At 62.2% G+C, this 18,531-nt stretch carries 18 protein-coding genes; 13 read left to right on the forward strand and 5 right to left on the reverse strand.

Annotation, left to right across the window (positions count from 1 at the left end; translation table 11 throughout):
• Nucleotides 1–179: 179 nt before the first annotated feature.
• Genes ACLD1X_RS13455 through ACLD1X_RS13470 form a run of 4 tightly spaced genes read right to left on the reverse strand, consistent with a single transcriptional unit; the run spans nucleotide 180 to nucleotide 3,868 of the window.
• Nucleotides 180–971, reverse strand: coding sequence for an ABC transporter permease (locus ACLD1X_RS13455; protein ID WP_429368308.1), 792 nt, complete (start codon nucleotides 969–971; stop codon nucleotides 180–182).
• A complete protein-coding gene (locus ACLD1X_RS13460; RefSeq protein WP_429368310.1) occupies nucleotides 968–1,699 on the reverse strand; it encodes an ABC transporter ATP-binding protein in 732 nt (243 codons plus the stop codon). The genes ACLD1X_RS13455 and ACLD1X_RS13460 overlap by 4 nt, the downstream gene beginning before the upstream one ends.
• Nucleotides 1,696–2,655 carry a YVTN family beta-propeller repeat protein gene (locus ACLD1X_RS13465; RefSeq protein WP_429368312.1) on the reverse strand — a complete coding sequence of 320 codons (960 nt, stop codon included), beginning with the start codon at nucleotides 2,653–2,655 and terminating at the stop codon, nucleotides 1,696–1,698. Before ACLD1X_RS13465 ends, ACLD1X_RS13460 begins: the two co-directional genes overlap by 4 nt.
• Nucleotides 2,656–2,683: 28 nt before the next feature.
• Nucleotides 2,684–3,868 (reverse strand): ABC transporter substrate-binding protein, encoded by a 1,185-nt coding sequence (locus ACLD1X_RS13470; protein ID WP_429368314.1) that lies wholly within the window; start codon nucleotides 3,866–3,868, stop codon nucleotides 2,684–2,686.
• 210 nt (nucleotides 3,869–4,078) lie between these two features.
• On the opposite strand from ACLD1X_RS13470, the gene pedF reads away from it, so the two are divergent.
• The 13 genes from pedF to ACLD1X_RS13535 all read left to right on the forward strand — a co-directional run bounded on the left by pedF (nucleotide 4,079) and on the right by ACLD1X_RS13535 (nucleotide 17,663).
• On the forward strand, nucleotides 4,079–4,540 hold the full coding sequence (pedF, locus tag ACLD1X_RS13475) for a cytochrome c-550 PedF (protein ID WP_429368316.1): 462 nt from the start codon (nucleotides 4,079–4,081) through the stop codon (nucleotides 4,538–4,540).
• Between the two features lie 3 nt (nucleotides 4,541–4,543).
• Nucleotides 4,544–5,419, forward strand: a complete 876-nt coding sequence (locus ACLD1X_RS13480) for a substrate-binding periplasmic protein (protein WP_429368318.1) — start codon at nucleotides 4,544–4,546, stop codon at nucleotides 5,417–5,419.
• 9 nt (nucleotides 5,420–5,428) lie between these two features.
• Complete coding sequence (locus tag ACLD1X_RS13485) at nucleotides 5,429–6,190, forward strand: quinoprotein dehydrogenase-associated SoxYZ-like carrier (protein ID WP_429368320.1); 762 nt, start codon at nucleotides 5,429–5,431, stop codon at nucleotides 6,188–6,190.
• A 16-nt stretch (nucleotides 6,191–6,206) separates the two neighbouring features.
• Entirely contained in the window at nucleotides 6,207–7,145 is a 939-nt protein-coding gene (locus ACLD1X_RS13490) for a quinoprotein relay system zinc metallohydrolase 1 (protein WP_429368322.1), read from the forward strand.
• A gap of 277 nt (nucleotides 7,146–7,422) precedes the next feature.
• A complete protein-coding gene (locus ACLD1X_RS13495) occupies nucleotides 7,423–9,198 on the forward strand; it encodes a PQQ-dependent methanol/ethanol family dehydrogenase (protein WP_429368324.1) in 1,776 nt (591 codons plus the stop codon).
• A gap of 250 nt (nucleotides 9,199–9,448) precedes the next feature.
• The gene (gene exaC / locus ACLD1X_RS13500; RefSeq protein ID WP_150673238.1) at nucleotides 9,449–10,969 is read left to right on the forward strand and encodes an acetaldehyde dehydrogenase ExaC; all 1,521 of its coding nucleotides are present in this window, start codon (nucleotides 9,449–9,451) and stop codon (nucleotides 10,967–10,969) included.
• A 263-nt stretch (nucleotides 10,970–11,232) separates the two neighbouring features.
• Nucleotides 11,233–11,304, forward strand: a complete 72-nt coding sequence (gene pqqA / locus ACLD1X_RS13505; RefSeq protein ID WP_003253598.1) for a pyrroloquinoline quinone precursor peptide PqqA — start codon at nucleotides 11,233–11,235, stop codon at nucleotides 11,302–11,304.
• A 55-nt stretch (nucleotides 11,305–11,359) separates the two neighbouring features.
• Entirely contained in the window at nucleotides 11,360–12,274 is a 915-nt protein-coding gene (pqqB, locus tag ACLD1X_RS13510; RefSeq protein ID WP_429368326.1) for a pyrroloquinoline quinone biosynthesis protein PqqB, read from the forward strand.
• A 144-nt stretch (nucleotides 12,275–12,418) separates the two neighbouring features.
• A complete protein-coding gene (pqqC, locus tag ACLD1X_RS13515) occupies nucleotides 12,419–13,171 on the forward strand; it encodes a pyrroloquinoline-quinone synthase PqqC (RefSeq protein WP_429368328.1) in 753 nt (250 codons plus the stop codon).
• On the forward strand, nucleotides 13,168–13,440 hold the full coding sequence (gene pqqD, locus ACLD1X_RS13520) for a pyrroloquinoline quinone biosynthesis peptide chaperone PqqD (protein ID WP_429368329.1): 273 nt from the start codon (nucleotides 13,168–13,170) through the stop codon (nucleotides 13,438–13,440). Before pqqC ends, pqqD begins: the two co-directional genes overlap by 4 nt.
• Nucleotides 13,418–14,560: a pyrroloquinoline quinone biosynthesis protein PqqE gene (gene pqqE, locus ACLD1X_RS13525; protein ID WP_429368331.1), complete on the forward strand. Its 1,143-nt coding sequence runs from the start codon at nucleotides 13,418–13,420 to the stop codon at nucleotides 14,558–14,560. The genes pqqD and pqqE overlap by 23 nt, the downstream gene beginning before the upstream one ends.
• 219 nt (nucleotides 14,561–14,779) lie before the next feature.
• Nucleotides 14,780–15,943 (forward strand): alcohol dehydrogenase-like regulatory protein ErcA, encoded by a 1,164-nt coding sequence (gene ercA / locus ACLD1X_RS13530; protein WP_429368333.1) that lies wholly within the window; start codon nucleotides 14,780–14,782, stop codon nucleotides 15,941–15,943.
• Nucleotides 15,927–17,663 (forward strand): PAS domain-containing hybrid sensor histidine kinase/response regulator, encoded by a 1,737-nt coding sequence (locus tag ACLD1X_RS13535; RefSeq protein WP_429368335.1) that lies wholly within the window; start codon nucleotides 15,927–15,929, stop codon nucleotides 17,661–17,663. The genes ercA and ACLD1X_RS13535 overlap by 17 nt, the downstream gene beginning before the upstream one ends.
• On the opposite strand, the gene ACLD1X_RS13540 is transcribed toward ACLD1X_RS13535, so the two are convergent.
• On the reverse strand, nucleotides 17,639–18,529 hold the full coding sequence (locus tag ACLD1X_RS13540) for an aldose 1-epimerase (RefSeq protein ID WP_429368504.1): 891 nt from the start codon (nucleotides 18,527–18,529) through the stop codon (nucleotides 17,639–17,641). The genes ACLD1X_RS13535 and ACLD1X_RS13540 overlap by 25 nt on opposite strands.
• Between the last annotated feature and the right edge of the window lie 2 nt (nucleotides 18,530–18,531).

Below are 18,531 nucleotides of genomic sequence, written 5' to 3' on the forward strand. Positions count from 1 at the left end.
GGACGTTGGGAATGCGACGATAGACAGGGAAACCAGTACTAAAGTAGTAATTCTCCCTGTTCAATGAAGATCAAATGTGGGAGCGGGCTTACTCGCGAAAGCGTTGTGTCAGTCAACTTATTTATTGAATTTGCCGCCGCCTTCGCGAGCAAGCCCGCTCCCACAGTTGACCTGTGTAGTCAGTTGGTTTTGCGCAAGGCGGCATGTTGCGGGTTGAAGGTCAGCACGGCGAGCAGCGTGAACAGCAGCGTCAGCCCCACGCACACCGCCAGCGCCAGCGGATTGAAGCGCTCGTACAAGGCAAAGCGCACCAGTTCCACCGCATGGCTGAACGGGTTCAGGGCGCACAGCCAGTACAGCCACTCGCTGGCCTCGCGCATCTTCCACAGCGGATACAGCGCCGATGACAGGAAAAACAGCGGGAAGATCACGAAATTCATCACCCCGGCAAAGTTCTCCAGCTGGCGGATCGCGTTCGACAGCAACAGGCCCAGTGCGCTGAGCATCAACGCCACCAGCAGCAGGGCCGGCAACGCCATCAACAGACCCAGGGCCGGTGGCCGCACGCCGTAAATCCAGGCAATCGCCAGAAACGCATACACCTGCAACAGCGAAATCAGTGAGGTGGCCAGCAGCTTGCTGCACAGCACGAAGGTGCGCGGCAGGGGGCTGGTCAACAGCACGCGCATGCTGCCCATCTCGCGGTCGTAGACCATCGACAGTGACCCCTGCATGCCGTTGAACAGCAGGATCATGCAGGCCAGCCCCGGAATGATGTAGACCTCATAGGGAATGTAGGTGTCGTAGGGCTCGATGATGGCGATCCCGAGCGCTGCGCGAAAACCGGCCGCGAATACCAGCAGCCACAGCAGTGGCCGCACCAGGGCGCTGAGAAACCGCGTGCGTTGCAGCACAAAGCGCAGCCATTCGCGTAGCACGATGCCGCTCAAGCATTGCCAGTAAGCTGTCATTGCGTGGCTCCTGTGGTTGTCAGGCGGGTGAAGGCCGAGCCGAGGTCACCGCCGTGTTCCAGGCTCAGGGCATCGGCTTGTCCGCTGGCTACCAGCCGGCCTTGATGGAGTATCAGCAAGTCGTCGCTGGGCTGCACTTCGTCGAGCAGGTGGGTGGTCCAGAGCACGCTGATGCGCTCCTCGCGACACAGGCTGCGCAGGTGCTGATTGAGTGCCAGGCGACTGGCGGGGTCGAGGCCGACACTGGCTTCATCGAGTAGCAACAGGCGCGGCTCATGCAACAGGGCACGGGCAATTTCTACCCGCCGACGATGGCCGCCGTTGAGTTCGCGCACCCGTTCGCGGCGGCGCTCGGTCAGGGCCTGGCGGGCCAGTTCGGCGTCGACCCGAAGACTGCTCTGACGCCGGGACAGCCCATGCAGTGCAGCGTGATAACGCAGGTTCTGCTCGACGCTTAGGTCCAGGTCCAGCGTGCTTTGCTGGAACACCACGCCCAATTGCCGGAGTGCCGGGCGTGCCGCGCTGCGCAATGAACAGCCACCGACGCGGATCTCGCCTTGCTGCAGATCATAGAGCCGGGTCAGCAGGGCAATCAGGGTCGACTTGCCCGCGCCGTTGGGCCCCAGCAGCGCGGCGAAACGCCCGGGTTCCAGGCTGAAACTCACCTTGCGCAAGGCCTCTCGGGTACCGTAGGCGAAGCTCAGGTCACTGACTTCAAGGGCGTTCATGGCGTCACCACCACGCCCCAGGGATAGCGCCCGACCTTCACCGACTTGCTGACCTTGAGGCTGTCGACATCGATCACCGAGACATCGCCGCTGACGCCGTTGGTGCTCAGCAATTGCTTCTGATCCGGGGTGAACGCCATCTGCCAGACCCGTCGGCCCACCAGCAGGTAATCGACAATCTCGAAGGTTTTGGCGTCGACCACCGCGACGTGATTGGCCGGGCCAAGGGCGACAAAAGCGTATTTTCCATCGGCGCTGAGCTTGATGCCCACCGGTTGTACCTTGTCCGGGTGCACACCCTTGATCTGGAAGTTCAGGGTCTTGAGGACGTTGCGGCTGGCCACGTCGAGAATCGTCACGGTGCCGCCGATTTCCGCCGAGGCCCAGAGCTTCGTGCCATCCGGGGAAAACTCGACGAAGCGCGGGCGCTGGTCCACCAGGGTGCTGTCGGCCAGGGTCTGGGTGCTGGTGTCGATCCAGTGCAGCATGTTGGTGGTTTCACTGGTATTGACCGCCCACTTGCCGTCAGGGCTCACCGCCATGCCTTCGGGTTCGACGCCGACGTTGATCTGGCCGAGGACCTTGGAGGTCTCGGTGTCGATCACCGTGACCAGTGCATCGTCTTCGTTGGAAACATACAACCAGCGATTGTTCGGGTGCAGGGCGAATTGTTCAGGGTCTTTGCCCGAGGGCAATTCCTTGATGATCTTGCGCGTGGCCACGTCCATCACCTGGACCCGGTCCGAGTCGCTGGCGCAGATGTACAACAGCTTGTTGTCATGGGACAGCAGCAGGCCGCGGGGGCGCTGGCCGACGGGCAGGGTGTCGGTGACTTGCAGGGTCTGCATGTCGATCAGGCTCAGGCTGTTGTCCTTTTCGTTGGAGACCCAGGCCGTGCTGGCGACGGCGTGGCCAGCGGCGAGCAGCAGGGCGCATGAAAGCAGGGTGCGGCGCATGGCAGTGTCCTTGTTGTAGTTATTGTGTTCAGGGAAAGCGGCAGCTGACCTCGGACTTGTCGTAACCCAGGCTGTCCATCTCGTTGAACGGGTGCAGAAAGCCGTCCTGAGGGGATGTGCTGACCAGCGCCCGGGGCTGGACAATGGGAATCGGCTGGCGCAACTGGCCGTTCCACGGCCGATAGCTGAGTTTGCGACCCTTGAAGCCGTCGAGCGGCAACTGGTCGCTGATTTCAAGCGCACGGATCGCCATCGGCTCGGCCTGGCGCAGTTTGCTCACGGCACTGGCGATACTGCGCACGGCAATCCAGGCCGCGAAATCACGGTCGTTCATCCAGCGTCCGGCCAGGGCTTCGAAGCGTTTTTGCAGTTGCGCGGCGCCGTAGGTTTCCACGGTCTTGTGCCAACCCACCGGGGTCAGGCCCTGGGTGCCGGCAACCGGGCGCGGGTACCAGGTCTGGTAGGGCACGTATTCGCCGAAGTCGCCGCGTTCATCGGCCACCAGTACCACGTCGTACTCGGCGGTCTGGGTAAACAGCGGCATATCCGCCTGGGCACTGCGCCGCTGGTCGTTATCAAAGCTCCAGGGCTTTTCCGCCACCAGTTGCAGGCCGAAGCGCCTGGCGGCGCGGCGCAGGGCGGCAGCGTAGGCTTGATCGTCCGCCGTCGGGCCGACTATCAGCAGCGCCCGCTGCCATTTGCGCAGCACCAGAAACTGCACCAGTGCGTCGGCGAGCATCGCCCGGCTCGGCAAGGTGTGCAGCACGTTCGGCAGGCAATCGGTGGTGCGCAGGTTGTCGTCCGGGCTGCCGGCGTTGAACAGCAGGCTGTCGGGCAGTGCGGCACTGAGCTGGTGCAGGCTGCCGGCAGGTGCGTTCACCACAAACAGGCGCAGACCTTGTTCGTGCTGGGCCTTCGCCGCTTCGAGCAAGGCTTCGGGGCTGTCGACGCTGGCGCTGACCAGACTGTACCCGTGATTGAGAAAACGCCCGGTGCTGTTGCTGTCGGTGATCGCCAGTTCGGCGCCGCGCAGGCCGGCATCAATGGGTTCGGGAATGACGTTCGACAGCAACGGGCCAGGGTCGGGGCGATAACCCAGGTAGCCGATGCGCACCTGCAAGGGTGCGTCCGCGGCCTGGCTGTGGGTGGCCAGGCCGGCGGCGCAGGCAATCGCCAGCAGGTAGGTCAAAACGTAAGGGATGAGCTGGCGCATGGGGCACTCCATTACTGGTAGCGCCAGCTTAGGTAGCCCGTGAGGCTGAGGAAATATGCAGAAAGTACCGGTGGCGTCCATCCAGCGCCTTACTACCAAGGGACTAGGTGGCGACCACCAAAGCAGCATGGGGTGAGTGCGATGCCGTTTCTAAGATGACCGCCATAGCCTCTGACAAGAGGTTTTGCGTGCAATCCTGAGGGCAGAACAATGACAACAAAACGCAACGCCTTGCTCGTGACCGGGCTGCTGGCCGGTCTTATCAGCGCAAGCTCGGTGTGGGCCCACGGCAACGTGGTACCCCAGGCTGTGGAAACCAAGGGACTGACGCCAGTCAAGGACGCCGGTGTGCAACTCGACGCCGACGGCTGGGCGGCGGTAAACCCTTATCGCACCGCCCCGGAACATGACAAGGCAGTGGAAATCGGCGCCTCGGCCTACACCCAGAACTGCGCGGCCTGTCATGGTCTGGAAGCCAAGTCTGGCGGCATCGCCCCCGACTTGCGCATGCTCGATGTCGGTGAATCGGGCGATGAATGGTTCGCCGAACGGGTACGCCATGGCGCGGTGCGCGACGGTCGGGTGTACATGCCGAAGATGGCCGACTACCTGAGCCAGGAAGCGCTGTGGGCGGTGCGCACTTATCTGGACACTGTGCACGTCGAGGAGTGACCCATGCGCCTGCTCGCGGTGTTGCTCGGCGCTCTGTGGCTGTGTTGCCAGCCGGCGCAGGCGCAGGTTCGCAACTACGACGAAATGATCGCCGCCGGGGAGCTGAAGGTGGCGGTCTACAAGGACTTCGCCCCCTACAGTTTTGAAAGCGGCGGAAAGCCCCAGGGGGTCGATGTTGAACTCGCCGAGGCTCTGGCCAAGGCACTCGGCGTGCGCCTGACGCTGATCTGGGCACCGGCCGGGGAAAAGCTCGATGACGACCTGCGCGATTACATCTGGCGTGCCAGTGCCTTGCACAACCAGCAACTGGCCGACCTGATGATGCGCGTGCCCTACGACCGTGACTATGCGCAGAAGCGTAATGAGTTCGGCGAACTGGAAAACGGCCATGTGGTGATGTTCGGTCCGTACCAGAACGAACAATGGCAGGTGGCCTATGACCGTCGGCGGCTGGACAAGGTCGCCAGCGTCGCGGTGTTCGAGCAACACCCGATTGGTGTCGAAGTCGACAGCGTACCGTCGTTCTACCTGACCTCGGTGTTCAACGGCATGCTCGCCGGCAAGACTCATCACTATCCCGGCGTGCCCCAGGCGTTTGCCGCGATGAAGGCCGGTGAGATCGACGCGGTGATGGCCATGCGTGGCGAGATCGACTGGCAGGTACACCTGGCTGCCGACCCGCAAGTGGCACTGGCAGAAAACGCCTACCCGAACATGGGCAAGCAGCTTTGGGAAATCGGCATGGCGGTTCACGAAAGTAACCGTCAACTGGCCTATGCCGTGGAAGAGGCGCTCGAAGGCCTGATCCGCGAGGGCTCGGTGAAGGCTATCTACGGCCATTACGGCCTGCGTTATGACGTGCCCGAGATGTATCAATAGGAGCAGGCGATGAAATGGCGAGGGAGTTGTCTGTTGGCCTGCTGGTTAAGCCTGGCGGCACAGGCCGCCGATATCGATCCCGGCAAGGATCCGGTGCCATCGGTGATGTGGACGTTCTATCACAAGCAGTTTCTTGGCAACGCGCCGTTCGTTTTCGATGACCGGGTCAAGTTGCTGGCGCCGCCGTTTGCCGAAGATGCCCGGCAGGTGCCGCTGGAAATCGACGCCCGGGCGTTCAATGGCGAGGTGGTGAAAATCCTCGCCTGGGCAGAGCTGAACCCTTTGCCGAAAATCGTCGACTTCCAGCCGCTGGGTGCCGTTTTGCCCTGGCTGTCACTGCGCATTCGCATCGAACAGGCCACGCCCTTGCGCGCGGCGGTGTTGACCCGTGACGGCTTGTGGCACGTCGGTTCGACCCTGATCGACGCGGCGGGTGGTGGCTGCACCGCGCCGAGCGTGGTCCGCAGCCAGCCAGGCTGGGAGGAACACATCGGCGAAGTGCTCGGCGGCCGCTATCCCCGGGGCGAGTTCAGCCGTTTGCGTTTGCAGGTCGCCCATCCCATGGACAACGGCATGGTCAGCGGCATTCCGGAATTCTTCATCAACCATGCCGAACTGCGCGACCGCCGCGACCAGGTACTGGCCCGGCTGGAGCTGTTTCCCGCCGTCAGTGAAAACCCCAACCTGGCCTTCGACGTCGTAGGGGCAGGGCAAACGCGCCTGTTATTACGGGACAACAGCGGCAATGAGTTCGATGCATCAATACCCTGACCCAAAGGAGCGTGGCATGCGCTGGATATTGCTGACGGTGTTGTGCGTCAGTCTGCCGACCCTGGCCGACCTCGAATACTCGCTCGAGCCCCGGCAGATCGCCCAGGACACCTGGTTGCTGGAAGGCAGTACCGATAATTTCGCCAAGGCCAACGGCGGCAACATCGTCAACACCGCGTTCATCGTCACCGAACGTGGTGTGGTAGTGATCGACAGCGGGCCGTCGAAACGTTACGGCGAAGCGATGCGCAAGGCGATTGCCGCCACCACCGACAAGCCGGTGATCCAGGTGTTGCTGACCCACCATCATCCGGACCATGTGCTGGGCAACCAGGCCTTCAGCGACGTGCCGATCGGTGCATTGGCCGGCACCACCGGGCTGATGCATCAGCAAGGCGATGCCATGACCGAGAACCTGTATCGAATGGTCGGCGACTGGATGCGCGGCACCGAAATGGTTTTGCCCAGCCAGGTGCTGACGCCCGGTGTGACAAGTTTTGGGAATCACGATTTGCGTCTGCTGAGCCTGGGTGGGCATACGGGCGCGGATCTGGCTATTCTCGACCAGCAAACCGGCGTGCTGTTTGCCGGGGACCTGGTGTTTTATCAACGGGCGCTGACCACGCCCAACAGCCCGGGGCTTTCGGAGTGGCTGGCGGATATCGCGACCCTGCAAAGCTTGCCCTGGACGCTGGTCGTGCCCGGCCATGGCCCGGTGGCAAGCGATCCACGACCCTTCGAGCAGATGCGCGATTACCTGACCTGGCTCGATCAACTCATGCGCGACGGCGCCGCCAATGGCAGCGACATGGCCGAGATGATCCGCAGCCCCATCCCCGAACGTTTTGCCGGCATCAACCTGAGCCGATACGAGCTGATTCGCAGCGTCAGCCATTTGTACCCGCGTTACGAGCGCGAGCGGATGACCCGGGTGGACTCTGCCGCCGGCAAATGATGCTTTCCTGTAGGAGCGAGCCTGCTCGCGATGGACGTTAACGATAACGCTAGTTGCCTGGATGAACGCGGTGGTCTGAGGTTTTTCGCGAGCAGGCTCGCTCCTACAGGGGGACGGTGTCGTTCACAAAGTCGAGTGTCCATCTCACTCGACCCGCTACCAAGGAACTAGAAAACTCCACATTGCGGGCAATTGTTGCCAGGGCGGCGGCGCCCAAGAATCTGCACCAGACCGGGAAAATTTTCCGGGCATAACAAAAATTGCAGAGGAAGCCGTCATGACTCAACCCGCACGTCGCCAGCCCTTCGTCCTGAGCCTGCTGCTCAGTGCCATGCTGTTGTCCGGCCAGGCATTGGCCGGGGTTTCCGACCAGGACATTCTCCAGGACCCGAAGAATCCCGAGCAGGTCGTGACCAACGGCCTGGGTGTCCAGGGGCAGCGCTACAGCCCGCTGGACATTCTCAATGTCGACAACGTCAAGGAGCTGCGACCGGCCTGGGCGTTTTCCTTCGGTGGTGAAAAACAGCGTGGTCAGCAAGCGCAGCCGATGGTCAAGGACGGCGTGATGTACATGACCGGTTCCTACTCGCGGGTGTTCGCCGTGGATGCGCGCACCGGCAAGAAACTCTGGCAATACGATGCGCGCCTGCCGGATGACATTCGTCCCTGCTGCGACGTGATCAACCGTGGCGTTGCGCTGTATGGCGACCTGGTGATCTTCGGCACCCTCGACGCCAAGCTCGTGGCGCTGAACAAGGACACTGGCAAGGTGGTCTGGAGCAAGAAAGTCGCCGACCACAAGGAAGGCTACTCGATCAGCGCCGCGCCGTTGGTGATCAACGGCAAACTGATTACCGGCGTGGCCGGAGGCGAGTTCGGCGTGGTGGGCAAGATCGAAGCCTACGACCCGAAAAACGGCGACCTGCTGTGGACCCGGCCGACGGTCGAAGGCCATATGGGCTACGTCTACAAGGACGGCAAAGCGGTGGAAAACGGCATCTCCGGTGGCGAGGCGGGCAAGACCTGGCCGGGCGATCTCTGGAAAACCGGCGGTGCGGCCCCTTGGCTTGGCGGCTATTACGACCCGGAAACCAACCTGCTGCTGTTCGGTACCGGCAACCCGGCGCCGTGGAACTCGCACCTGCGCCCTGGCGACAACCTCTACTCCTCATCGCGCCTGGCACTCAATCCGGACGATGGCACCATCAAGTGGCACTTCCAGAGCACGCCCCACGACGGTTGGGACTACGACGGCGTAAACGAGCTGGTGTCGTTCAATTACAGCGAAGGCGGTAAAGAGATCAAGGCGGCGGCCACTGCCGACCGTAACGGTTTCTTCTATGTACTGGATCGTACCAATGGCAAATTCATCCGTGGCTTCCCGTTCGTGGACAAGATCACCTGGGCCACCGGTCTGGATAAAACCGGTCGGCCGATCTACAACGAAGCCAGCCGTCCCGGTGCCCCGGGTTCCGAAGTCAAGGGCAGTTCGGTCTTTGTCGCGCCGGCGTTCCTCGGCGCGAAAAACTGGATGCCGATGGCTTACAACAAAGACACCGGGCTGTTCTATGTGCCGTCCAACGAATGGGGTATGGACATCTGGAACGAAGGCATCGCCTACAAGAAAGGCGCGGCGTTCCTCGGCGCCGGATTCACCATCAAGCCATTGAACGAAGACTACATCGGCGTGTTGCGGGCCATCGATCCGAAAACCGGCAAGGAAGTGTGGCGCCACAAGAATTACGCGCCGCTGTGGGGCGGGGTGCTGACCACCAAGGGCAACCTGGTGTTCACCGGTACGCCTGAAGGATTCCTGCAGGCGTTCAACGCCAAGACGGGCGAGAAAGTCTGGGAGTTCCAGACCGGTTCCGGTGTGCTCGGCTCGCCCGTGACCTGGGAAATGGACGGCGAACAGTATGTCTCGGTGCTCTCCGGCTGGGGCGGCGCCGTACCGTTGTGGGGTGGCGAAGTGGCCAAGCGGGTGAAGGACTTCAACCAGGGCGGCATGCTCTGGACCTTCAAACTGCCCAAGGACCTGGTGGCCAAGCACTGATCCACCACAAACCTTGTAGGAGCGAGCTCGCTCGCGATGAACCCGAGAACGCCGTGGGGTGTCAGGCTTCCAGCGTTATCGTTGACGACCATCGCGAGGGCGCTCGCTCCTACAGGGATTGGTGCAGAACCTACGACCAAATAACGAGAGCCCCTCCTGCCAACGATGCATTCGTCTGGCACGCGGGGCTCTCTAGTATCGGCTCATCGCCTGTCAGCACGACAGGCTCCGACCCAGACAGAGGCCCATCATGATCTACGCACAACCCGGAACCCCAGGCGCCGTCATTACCTTCAAGCCGCGCTACGGCAACTTCATCGGCGGTGAATTCGTCGCGCCGGTCAATGGCGAGTACTTCACCAATACCTCGCCGGTCAACGGTGAAGTGATTGCCGAGTTCCCGCGCTCCAGCGCCGCCGACATCGACAAGGCCCTCGACGCTGCCCATGCCGCCGCCGACGCCTGGGGCAAGACCTCGGCCCAGGATCGCTCCCTGGTGCTGCTGAAAATCGCCGATCGCATCGAGCAGAACCTTGAGGTCCTGGCCGTCACCGAAACCTGGGACAATGGCAAGGCCGTGCGCGAAACCCTCAACGCCGACGTGCCGCTGGCGGCCGACCACTTCCGTTACTTCGCTGGCTGCATCCGCGCCCAGGAAGGCGGCGCCGCCGAGATCAACGAACTGACCACGGCCTATCACTTCCATGAGCCGCTGGGCGTGGTCGGGCAGATCATTCCGTGGAACTTCCCGCTGCTGATGGCCGCCTGGAAACTCGCTCCGGCCCTGGCGGCGGGCAATTGCATCGTGCTCAAGCCTGCCGAGCAGACGCCGCTGTCGATCATGGTCTTCGCCGAGCTCATCGCCGACCTGCTGCCGGCGGGCGTACTGAACATCGTCCAGGGCTTCGGTCGCGAAGCCGGCGAGGCCCTGGCCACCAGCAAGCGCATCGCCAAGATTGCCTTCACCGGCTCGACCCCGGTGGGCGCGCACATCATGCATTGCGCCGCCGAGAACATCATTCCCAGCACCGTGGAGCTGGGCGGCAAGTCGCCGAACATCTTCTTCGAAGACATCATGAACGCGGAACCCGCGTTCATCGAAAAAGCCGCCGAAGGCCTGGTGCTGGCGTTCTTCAACCAGGGCGAAGTCTGCACCTGTCCGTCCCGGGCGCTCGTGCAGGAGTCGATCTACGAGCCGTTCATGGCCGAGGTGATGAAGAAAATCGTCAAGATCAAGCGCGGCAACCCGCTGGACACCGAGACCATGGTGGGTGCCCAGGCCTCCGAACAGCAATACGACAAGATCCTCTCGTACCTGACCATCGCCCAGGAGGAGGGTGCCGAGCTGCTCACCGGCGGTGCGGCGGAACGTCTGGAGGGCGACCTGTCCAGCGGTTATTACATCCAGCCGACGCTGCTCAAGGGGCACAACAAGATGCGTGTGTTCCAGGAAGAGATCTTTGGCCCGGTGGTAGGTATCACCACCTTCAAGGATGAAGCTGAAGCCCTGGCCATCGCCAACGACAGCGAGTTCGGCCTCGGCGCCGGCCTGTGGACCCGTGACATCAACCGCGCCTACCGCATGGGCCGGGCGATCAAGGCCGGTCGTGTGTGGACCAACTGCTACCACCTGTACCCGGCGCACGCCGCGTTTGGTGGCTACAAGAAGTCCGGCGTCGGTCGGGAAAACCACAAGATGATGCTCGACCACTATCAGCAGACCAAAAACCTGCTGGTGAGCTACGACATCAATCCGCTGGGGTTCTTCTGATTTCGTACTAATGACATGCACTCTGTAGGAGCGAGCTTGCTCGCGATGATCCCGAGAACGCCACGGGGCACCAGGCTTCCCGCGTTATCGTTGACGACCATCGCGAGCAAGCTCGCTCCTACAGTATTCGTATGTGCATGACGATCGCATACCCCCTACCAAATCACCCCCGAAGCTCCTTCGAAAGTAGCATTCGGGCCCTCGACGCCCCGTGCATTAATGGCATTACCGGAATCACCCGGGCACAAGAAGAGGAATGACCCATGTGGACTAAACCCGCGTTTACCGATCTGCGCATTGGCTTCGAAGTGACGATGTATTTCGCCAACCGTTGATTGATCACCCGGCCAGCCGAAGCGTTGGCCGGGCCTGCCTTTCGGAGCATCTGCCATGTACATCCGCGTTCTCGGTTCAGCAGCCGGCGGTGGCTTCCCACAGTGGAACTGCAATTGCCGCCAGTGCGCCGGCGTGCGCAATGGCAGCCTCCAGGCACAGCGCCGTACACAGTCGTCGATTGCCCTGAGTGACGACGGTGTGGCGTGGGTGCTGTGCAACGCTTCACCGGACATTCGCGCGCAACTGGAGAGTTTTGCGCCCCTGCAACCGGCGCGGCGACTGCGCGACAGCGCCATCGCCGGCATCGTGCTGCTGGACAGCCAGATCGACCATTGCACCGGTTTGCTCAGTCTGCGCGAAGGCTGCCCGCATGCGGTGTGGTGCACCGAGCGCGTGCATCAGGATCTGAGCAGTGGTTTCCCGTTGTTCGACATGCTTGGGCATTGGAATGGCGGATTGCAATGGCAACCGGTCGGCCTCGATCGCCAGCCGTTCGGCATCCCGGCCTGCGAGCATTTGCAATTCCGTGCAATTGCCCTGGTGAGCAACGCGCCGCCGTATTCACCCAATCGCGGCAACCCGCAACCGGGCGACACCATTGGCCTGTTCATTGAAGACCTGCGCAACGGCGCCTCGCTGTTCTATGCACCGGGCCTTGGGCAAATCGACGATGAAGTGCTGGGCTGGATGCAGCGTGCCGATTGCCTGCTGCTGGACGGCACCCTGTGGCGTGACGATGAGATGCGTATCTGCGAAGTCGGCCAGAGCCTGGGCAGCGAAATGGGGCACCTCGCACAAAGCGGCCCCGGCGGGATGCTTGAAGTGCTGGAGGGTTTCAACCGCCAGCGCAAGGTGCTGATCCACATCAACAACACCAATCCGATCCTTGATGAGAACTCGGCCGAGCGGGCGCTGCTGGAGCGGCGGGGGATCGAAGTGGCTTATGACGGCATGGACATTGTGTTGTAGCGACTGACGCCTTCGCGGGCAAGCCCGCTCCCACACTGGATTTCTGGTGTACATGAAAATTGTGTTCACACCGACCCCTTGTGGGAGCGGGCTTGCCCGCGAAGAGGCCAGACCAGACGCCGCAAAACTTTCCGGAGAACCGCAATGACTGACAACGCAATGCCCCCCACAGAATTCGAAGCCGCCCTGCGCGCCAAGGGCGCCTACTACCATATCCATCATCCGTTCCACCAGGCCATGTACGCCGGACGCGCCAGCCGTGAGCAGATCCAGGGCTGGGTTGCCAATCGCTTCTATTACCAGGTCAACATTCCCCTGAAAGACGCCGCGATTCTGGCCAACTGCCCGGACCGTGACGTGCGCCGGGAATGGCTGCAACGGATTCTCGACCACGACGGCGTCCCCGGCAGCGAGGGCGGTATCGAAGCCTGGCTGCGCCTGGGCGAAGCCGTGGGGCTTGATCGCGAGCGGATTCTGTCCCAGGAGCTGGTGTTGCCCGGGGTGCGGTTTGCAGTGGACGCCTACGTCAATTTCGCCCGTCGCGCCTGCTGGCAGGAAGCGGCCAGCAGTTCGCTGACCGAACTCTTTGCCCCGCAGATCCATCAGTCGCGACTCGACGCCTGGCCCACCCACTACCCTTGGATCGACGTCGCAGGCTACGACTATTTCCGCACGCGCCTGAGCCAGGCGCGGCGCGATGTCGAGCATGGCTTGCGCATCACCCTGGCGCACTACGTGACGGCCGAGGGGCAACGACGCATGCTGCAGATTCTGCAATTCAAGCTCGACGTGCTGTGGAGCATGCTCGATGCCATGAGCATGGCCTTTGAGCTTGCGCGCCCGCCGTATCATACGGTCACCGACGACAACGTCTGGCACCGGGGGATCGCCCTGTGAGCCTGATCAGTCGCCAGCAGTCACCGGCCTTGCGTCGCGGTTTTCGCCTGCAATGGGAGCCCCGTCAGGCCTGCCATGTGTTGCTGTACCCCGAAGGCATGATCAAGCTCAACAGCAGTGCCGGACAGATTCTCGACCTGGTGGACGGCCAGCGTAGCGTGGCGGCGATCATTGAGCGATTGAGCGCGAATTTCCCCGGCGTACCGGGGATCGACGAAGACGTGCTGGCGTTTCTGGAGGTGGCCCATGCGCAATTCTGGATCGAGTGAGACGCAGCCCGGACCGCCGTTGTGGCTGCTCGCCGAGCTGACTTACCGCTGCCCGCTGCAATGCCCGTACTGTTCCAATCCATTGGATTTTGCCCGGCACGGCGAGGAACTGGGCACGGAGGAATGGATCCGCGTATTCCGTGAAGCGCGGGACATGGGCGCTGCGCAATTGGGCTTTTCCGGTGGCGAGCCGCTGGTTCGCCAGGACCTCGCCGAACTGATCAACGCCGCCCGGGACATGGGCTACTACACCAACCTGATCACCTCCGGCATCGGCTTGACCGAGCAGAAGGTGCGCGACTTCAAGGTGGCCGGGCTGGACCATATCCAGATCAGCTTCCAGGCCGCCGATGAAGCGGTGAACAACATGCTGGCCGGCTCGCGCAAGGCCTTCGCCCAGAAACTCGCGATGGCCAGGGCGGTGAAAGCCCAGGGCTATCCGATGGTGCTGAACTTCGTCACCCATCGGCACAACATCGACCGGATCGAGCAGATCATCGAGCTGTGCCTGGAGCTGGAAGCGGACTTTGTCGAACTGGCCACGTGCCAGTTCTATGGCTGGGCCGAACTCAATCGCGTCGGCCTGCTGCCGACCCGCGAACAACTGCAACGGGCCGAGCGCATCACCAACGAATATCGCCAACGGCTTGAGGCACAGGGTCACCCGTGCAAGCTGATCTTCGTCACCCCCGACTACTACGAAGAGCGTCCCAAGACCTGCATGAACGGCTGGGCCAACCTGTTTCTCGACATCACCCCCGATGGCACGGCGTTGCCTTGCCACAGCGCCCGGCAATTGCCGGTACAGTTTCCCAACGTGCGCGAGCACAGCATCGAGCACATCTGGAACGACTCGTTCGGCTTCAACCGTTTTCGCGGCGATGACTGGATGAAGGAGCCGTGCCGCTCCTGTGACGAAAAGCACAAGGACCTGGGGGGCTGCCGCTGCCAGGCGTTCATGTTGACCGGTGATGCCACCAATGCCGACCCGGTGTGCAGCAAGTCTGCGCACCACGGTGTGATCCTCAAGGCTCGCGAAGAAGCCGAGACACCAGGGTTGGGGATGGAACACCTGACATTGCGCAATGAGAAAGCGTCGCGGCTGATCTATCGCGGCTAGTCTGGCGACACATATCCCCTGTGGGAGCGGGCTTGCTCGCGAAGAGGCCCTGTCAGTCAATAGAGAGGGTGACTGACACTCCGCTTTCGCGAGCAAGCCCGCTCCCACAGGGATCTGCGGTGAATCCAAAATCAGTGCTACCCATTGGTCTGATTGCATTCGCAGCCGGATGGTTTAGTGTGGCTTGTACCTTCCAAAACAATAAAAACAGGCTTTCCAATGAGCCAGAGTCTCAACCAGCTGCGTAAATTCGTTTCGCCTGAAATCATCTTCGGTGCCGGTAGCCGGCACAATGTCGGCAACTATGCCAAGACCTTTGGCGCGCGCAAGGTCCTGGTGGTCAGCGATCCCGGCGTGATTGCCGCCGGCTGGGTCGCCGATGTCGAAGCCAGCCTGCAGGCGCTGGGCATCGACTACTGCCTTTACAGCGATGTCTCGCCCAACCCGCGGGTCGAAGAGGTGATGCGCGGTGCCGAGCTGTACCGGGAAAACCACTGCGACGTGATCGTCGCCGTCGGTGGCGGCAGCCCGATGGACTGCGGCAAGGGCATCGGTATCGTCGTCGCCCATGGCCGCAGCATTCTCGAATTCGAGGGCGTGGACACCATCCGCGTGCCCAGCCCGCCACTGATCCTGATTCCGACCACGGCCGGCACCTCGGCCGACGTCTCGCAATTCGTGATCATTTCCAACCAGCAGGAACGCATGAAGTTCTCCATCGTCAGCAAGGCGGTGGTGCCGGACGTTTCGCTGATCGACCCGGAAACTACCTTGAGCATGGACCCGTTCCTGTCGGCCTGTACTGGCATTGACGCGTTGGTGCATGCCATCGAAGCGTTCGTGTCCACCGGCCACGGGCCGCTGACCGACCCTCACGCGTTGGAAGCGATGCGCCTGATCAATGGCAACCTGGTGCAGATGATCGCCAATCCGGCTGACATCGCCCTGCGCGAGAAGATCATGCTCGGCAGCATGCAGGCCGGGCTGGCATTTTCCAACGCAATCCTGGGCGCCGTGCATGCCATGTCTCACAGCCTCGGCGGCTTTCTCGATCTGCCCCACGGCCTGTGCAATGCGGTGCTCGTCGAGCACGTGGTGGCCTTCAACTACAACTCGGCACCGGAGCGCTTCAAGGTGATCGCCGAGACTTTCGGCATCGACTGCCGGGGCCTCAACCACCGGCAGATCTGCGGGCGTCTGGTTGAACACCTGATCGCCCTCAAGCATGCCATCGGCTTTCACGAAACCCTTGGTTTGCACGGCGTCAGGACCTCTGACATTCCGTTCCTGTCGCAACATGCCATGGACGATCCGTGCATCCTGACCAACCCGCGCGAATCCAGCCAGCGTGATGTCGAGGTCGTCTATGGCGAAGCCCTCTGACGAGCAACAACGGGCCCTGGCCGGGCTGCTGGGGCTGGGCAGCCATTCGGCGCGCAAGAGTCATTACCCGGAACTGGCTGCGCGCCTGGATGATCTGGAGGCCGAGCGTAATCGCTACAAGTGGCTGTTCGAAAACGCGGTGCACGGGATCTTCCAGGCTAGCCTGCACGATGGCATGCGTGCCGCCAACCCGGCGCTGGCACGCATGCTGGGCTACCAGGATCCGCAGGAGGTGCTGTTCTCCCTGACTGACCTGGCCAGCACCCTGTTTGTCGACGGCGCGCAGGAGCTGGAAGACATCGGCGAGATCCTCAGGCACCAGCGCAGCCTGCACGGCTATGAAACCCGCTTGCGGCGCAAGGACGGCAGTCACCTCGATGTGTTGATGAACCTGCTGCTCAAGCCCGGCCAGGAAGGGCTGGTGGAGGGGTTCGTTTCCGATATCACCGAGCGCAAGCAGGCCCAGCAACGCCTGCAGCAACTCAATGACGAACTGGAACTGCGCGTCGTCGCGCGCACCAATGAACTGCTCGAAGCCAACCGCAACCTTCAGCAGCAGATCATCCAGCGTAAACAGATCGCCGAAGCCTTGCGCGATGCCCGCGATGCCGCCGAGGCCGCCAATCACAGCAAGGACAAATACCTCGCCGCCGCCAGCCACGACCTGCTGCAACCGCTGAACGCCGCACGGTTACTGATTTCGACCTTGCGCGAACGCAAGTTGCCGGAATCCGAACAGGTGCTGGTGGAACGCACTCACCAGGCCCTGGAAGGGGCCGAAGACCTGCTGACGGACCTGCTCGACATTTCCCGGCTCGACCAGGCCGCAGTCAAGCCTGACATTGCGCCGTACCGCCTCGACGAACTGCTCGGGCCGCTGGTCTCGGAGTTTCAGTCCGTCGCGCAGGCGGCCGGCTTGAACCTGCGGGTGCGCATGGCCGATTACGCCATCAGCACCGACTTGCGCCTGATGACGCGGATCCTGCGCAATTTTCTCAGCAATGCCTGCCGCTACACCGATGAAGGCAGCATCCTGCTGGGGGCAAGGCGCCGAGGCGAGATGTTGCGCCTGGAGGTCTGGGACACCGGGCGTGGCATCGCCGCTGACCGGCTCGATTCGATCTTCCTCGAGTTCAACCAGCTGGACGTCGGCCGCGCCGCCGACCGCAAGGGCGTGGGCCTGGGGCTGGCGATTGTCGAGCGCATCGCCAAGATCCTCGGCTATAAAGTCGGCGTGTACTCGTTGCCGGGCCGTGGCTCGATGTTCAGCATCGAGGTGCCGATATCTCGTGAGGTTCCGTTACCCGTGAGCCGGGCGGTACCACAACCGGGCACCGGCAACCCGCTGCCGGGTCGCCGTCTGCTGGTGATCGACAACGAAGTGAGCATTCTCGACAGCATGAGCGCGTTGCTCGGGCAGTGGGGTTGCGACGTTCTGACCGCCACCGATGAAGCGTCTGCGCTGGCGACGTTACGCGGGCAGGCGCCGGAGCTGATTCTTGCCGACTATCATCTCGATCACGGGGTGGTCGGCTGTGATGTGGTGCGACATTTGCGCGAGCATTTCCACCGGAACATACCTGCGGTGATCATTACGGCCGACCGTACCGACCATTGTCGGCGCGCCTTGCAGCGACTCAATGCACCGTTGCTGAACAAACCGGTGAAGCCCGGCAAGTTGCGAGCGGTGTTGAGTCAACTGTTGGGGACGTCCGCCTGAAGCGGCCGATACTGCAAGGTGAAACCCAGCTCGGTGGACTGACCCTGTTCCAGTAAACGCAACCCTGGCCGGCCGGGCAGGTGGTGCGCGTTGACCGGGTGGCTCACCGGTTCGATGCAGAAAAAATCCAGTCCGACCGGGCAATACAGCAGGTAGTAATCGCTACCGGTGGCCCGGCATTGCAGTTCATGGCCAAGGTCCGGCTGGCGGATCAGGCAATGGCCGTCCCATTCGCAGAAACCGTTGTCCACCAGCGTTTCGGGCAATGCCTTGAGTTGTTGAAAATCCCATTCGACCGGTAATGTGCTGAGTGCTGTCGGCAGTTTTGCCCCGTCGCACAACCACACCTGCCGGGCCGGTGCCTGCAGTTGGGTATCCGGTGTTCGCGGCAGGTACGGATGCAGTCCCAAGCCATGCCACGCCGGCTTTTCTGCCAGGTGCGTGACCTGCAGTTCGATGCTCAGCTTGCCCGCGCTCAAATGCACACGTTGCCGGGCGCGGTAGGCGAAAGGCGTTGCGCTGACGAGTTGCAGGATCACTTCATTTTCGGATCGGGCAATCACGTCCCACGGCTGTTGCCAGGCGCTGCCGTGAATCGGCAGCGGATCGGTGAGGCTGTTGGGCGTCAGCGCCAGCCAGCCGTCGGGGCAAGCGAAACCACCTTCGGCGATGCGGTTGGACCAGGGGATCAGGGGAAAACAGCCGAGTTTGCCGGGCAGACCGGTGTGCAGGGCATGGGCGTCACTGTGCCGCAACAAGGGTTGCCCGGTGTCGCGGACTGCCCAGTTGACGATGCTGGCACCGAGTTCCGGGGCGAGGGTGAGGCGGGTGAGTTCATCTTCGAGTTCGAGAAGCGTGGGCATCATGT

Source organism: Pseudomonas sp. 18173, assembly GCF_050432945.1.
In the GTDB taxonomy this organism is placed as follows: domain Bacteria; phylum Pseudomonadota; class Gammaproteobacteria; order Pseudomonadales; family Pseudomonadaceae; genus Aquipseudomonas.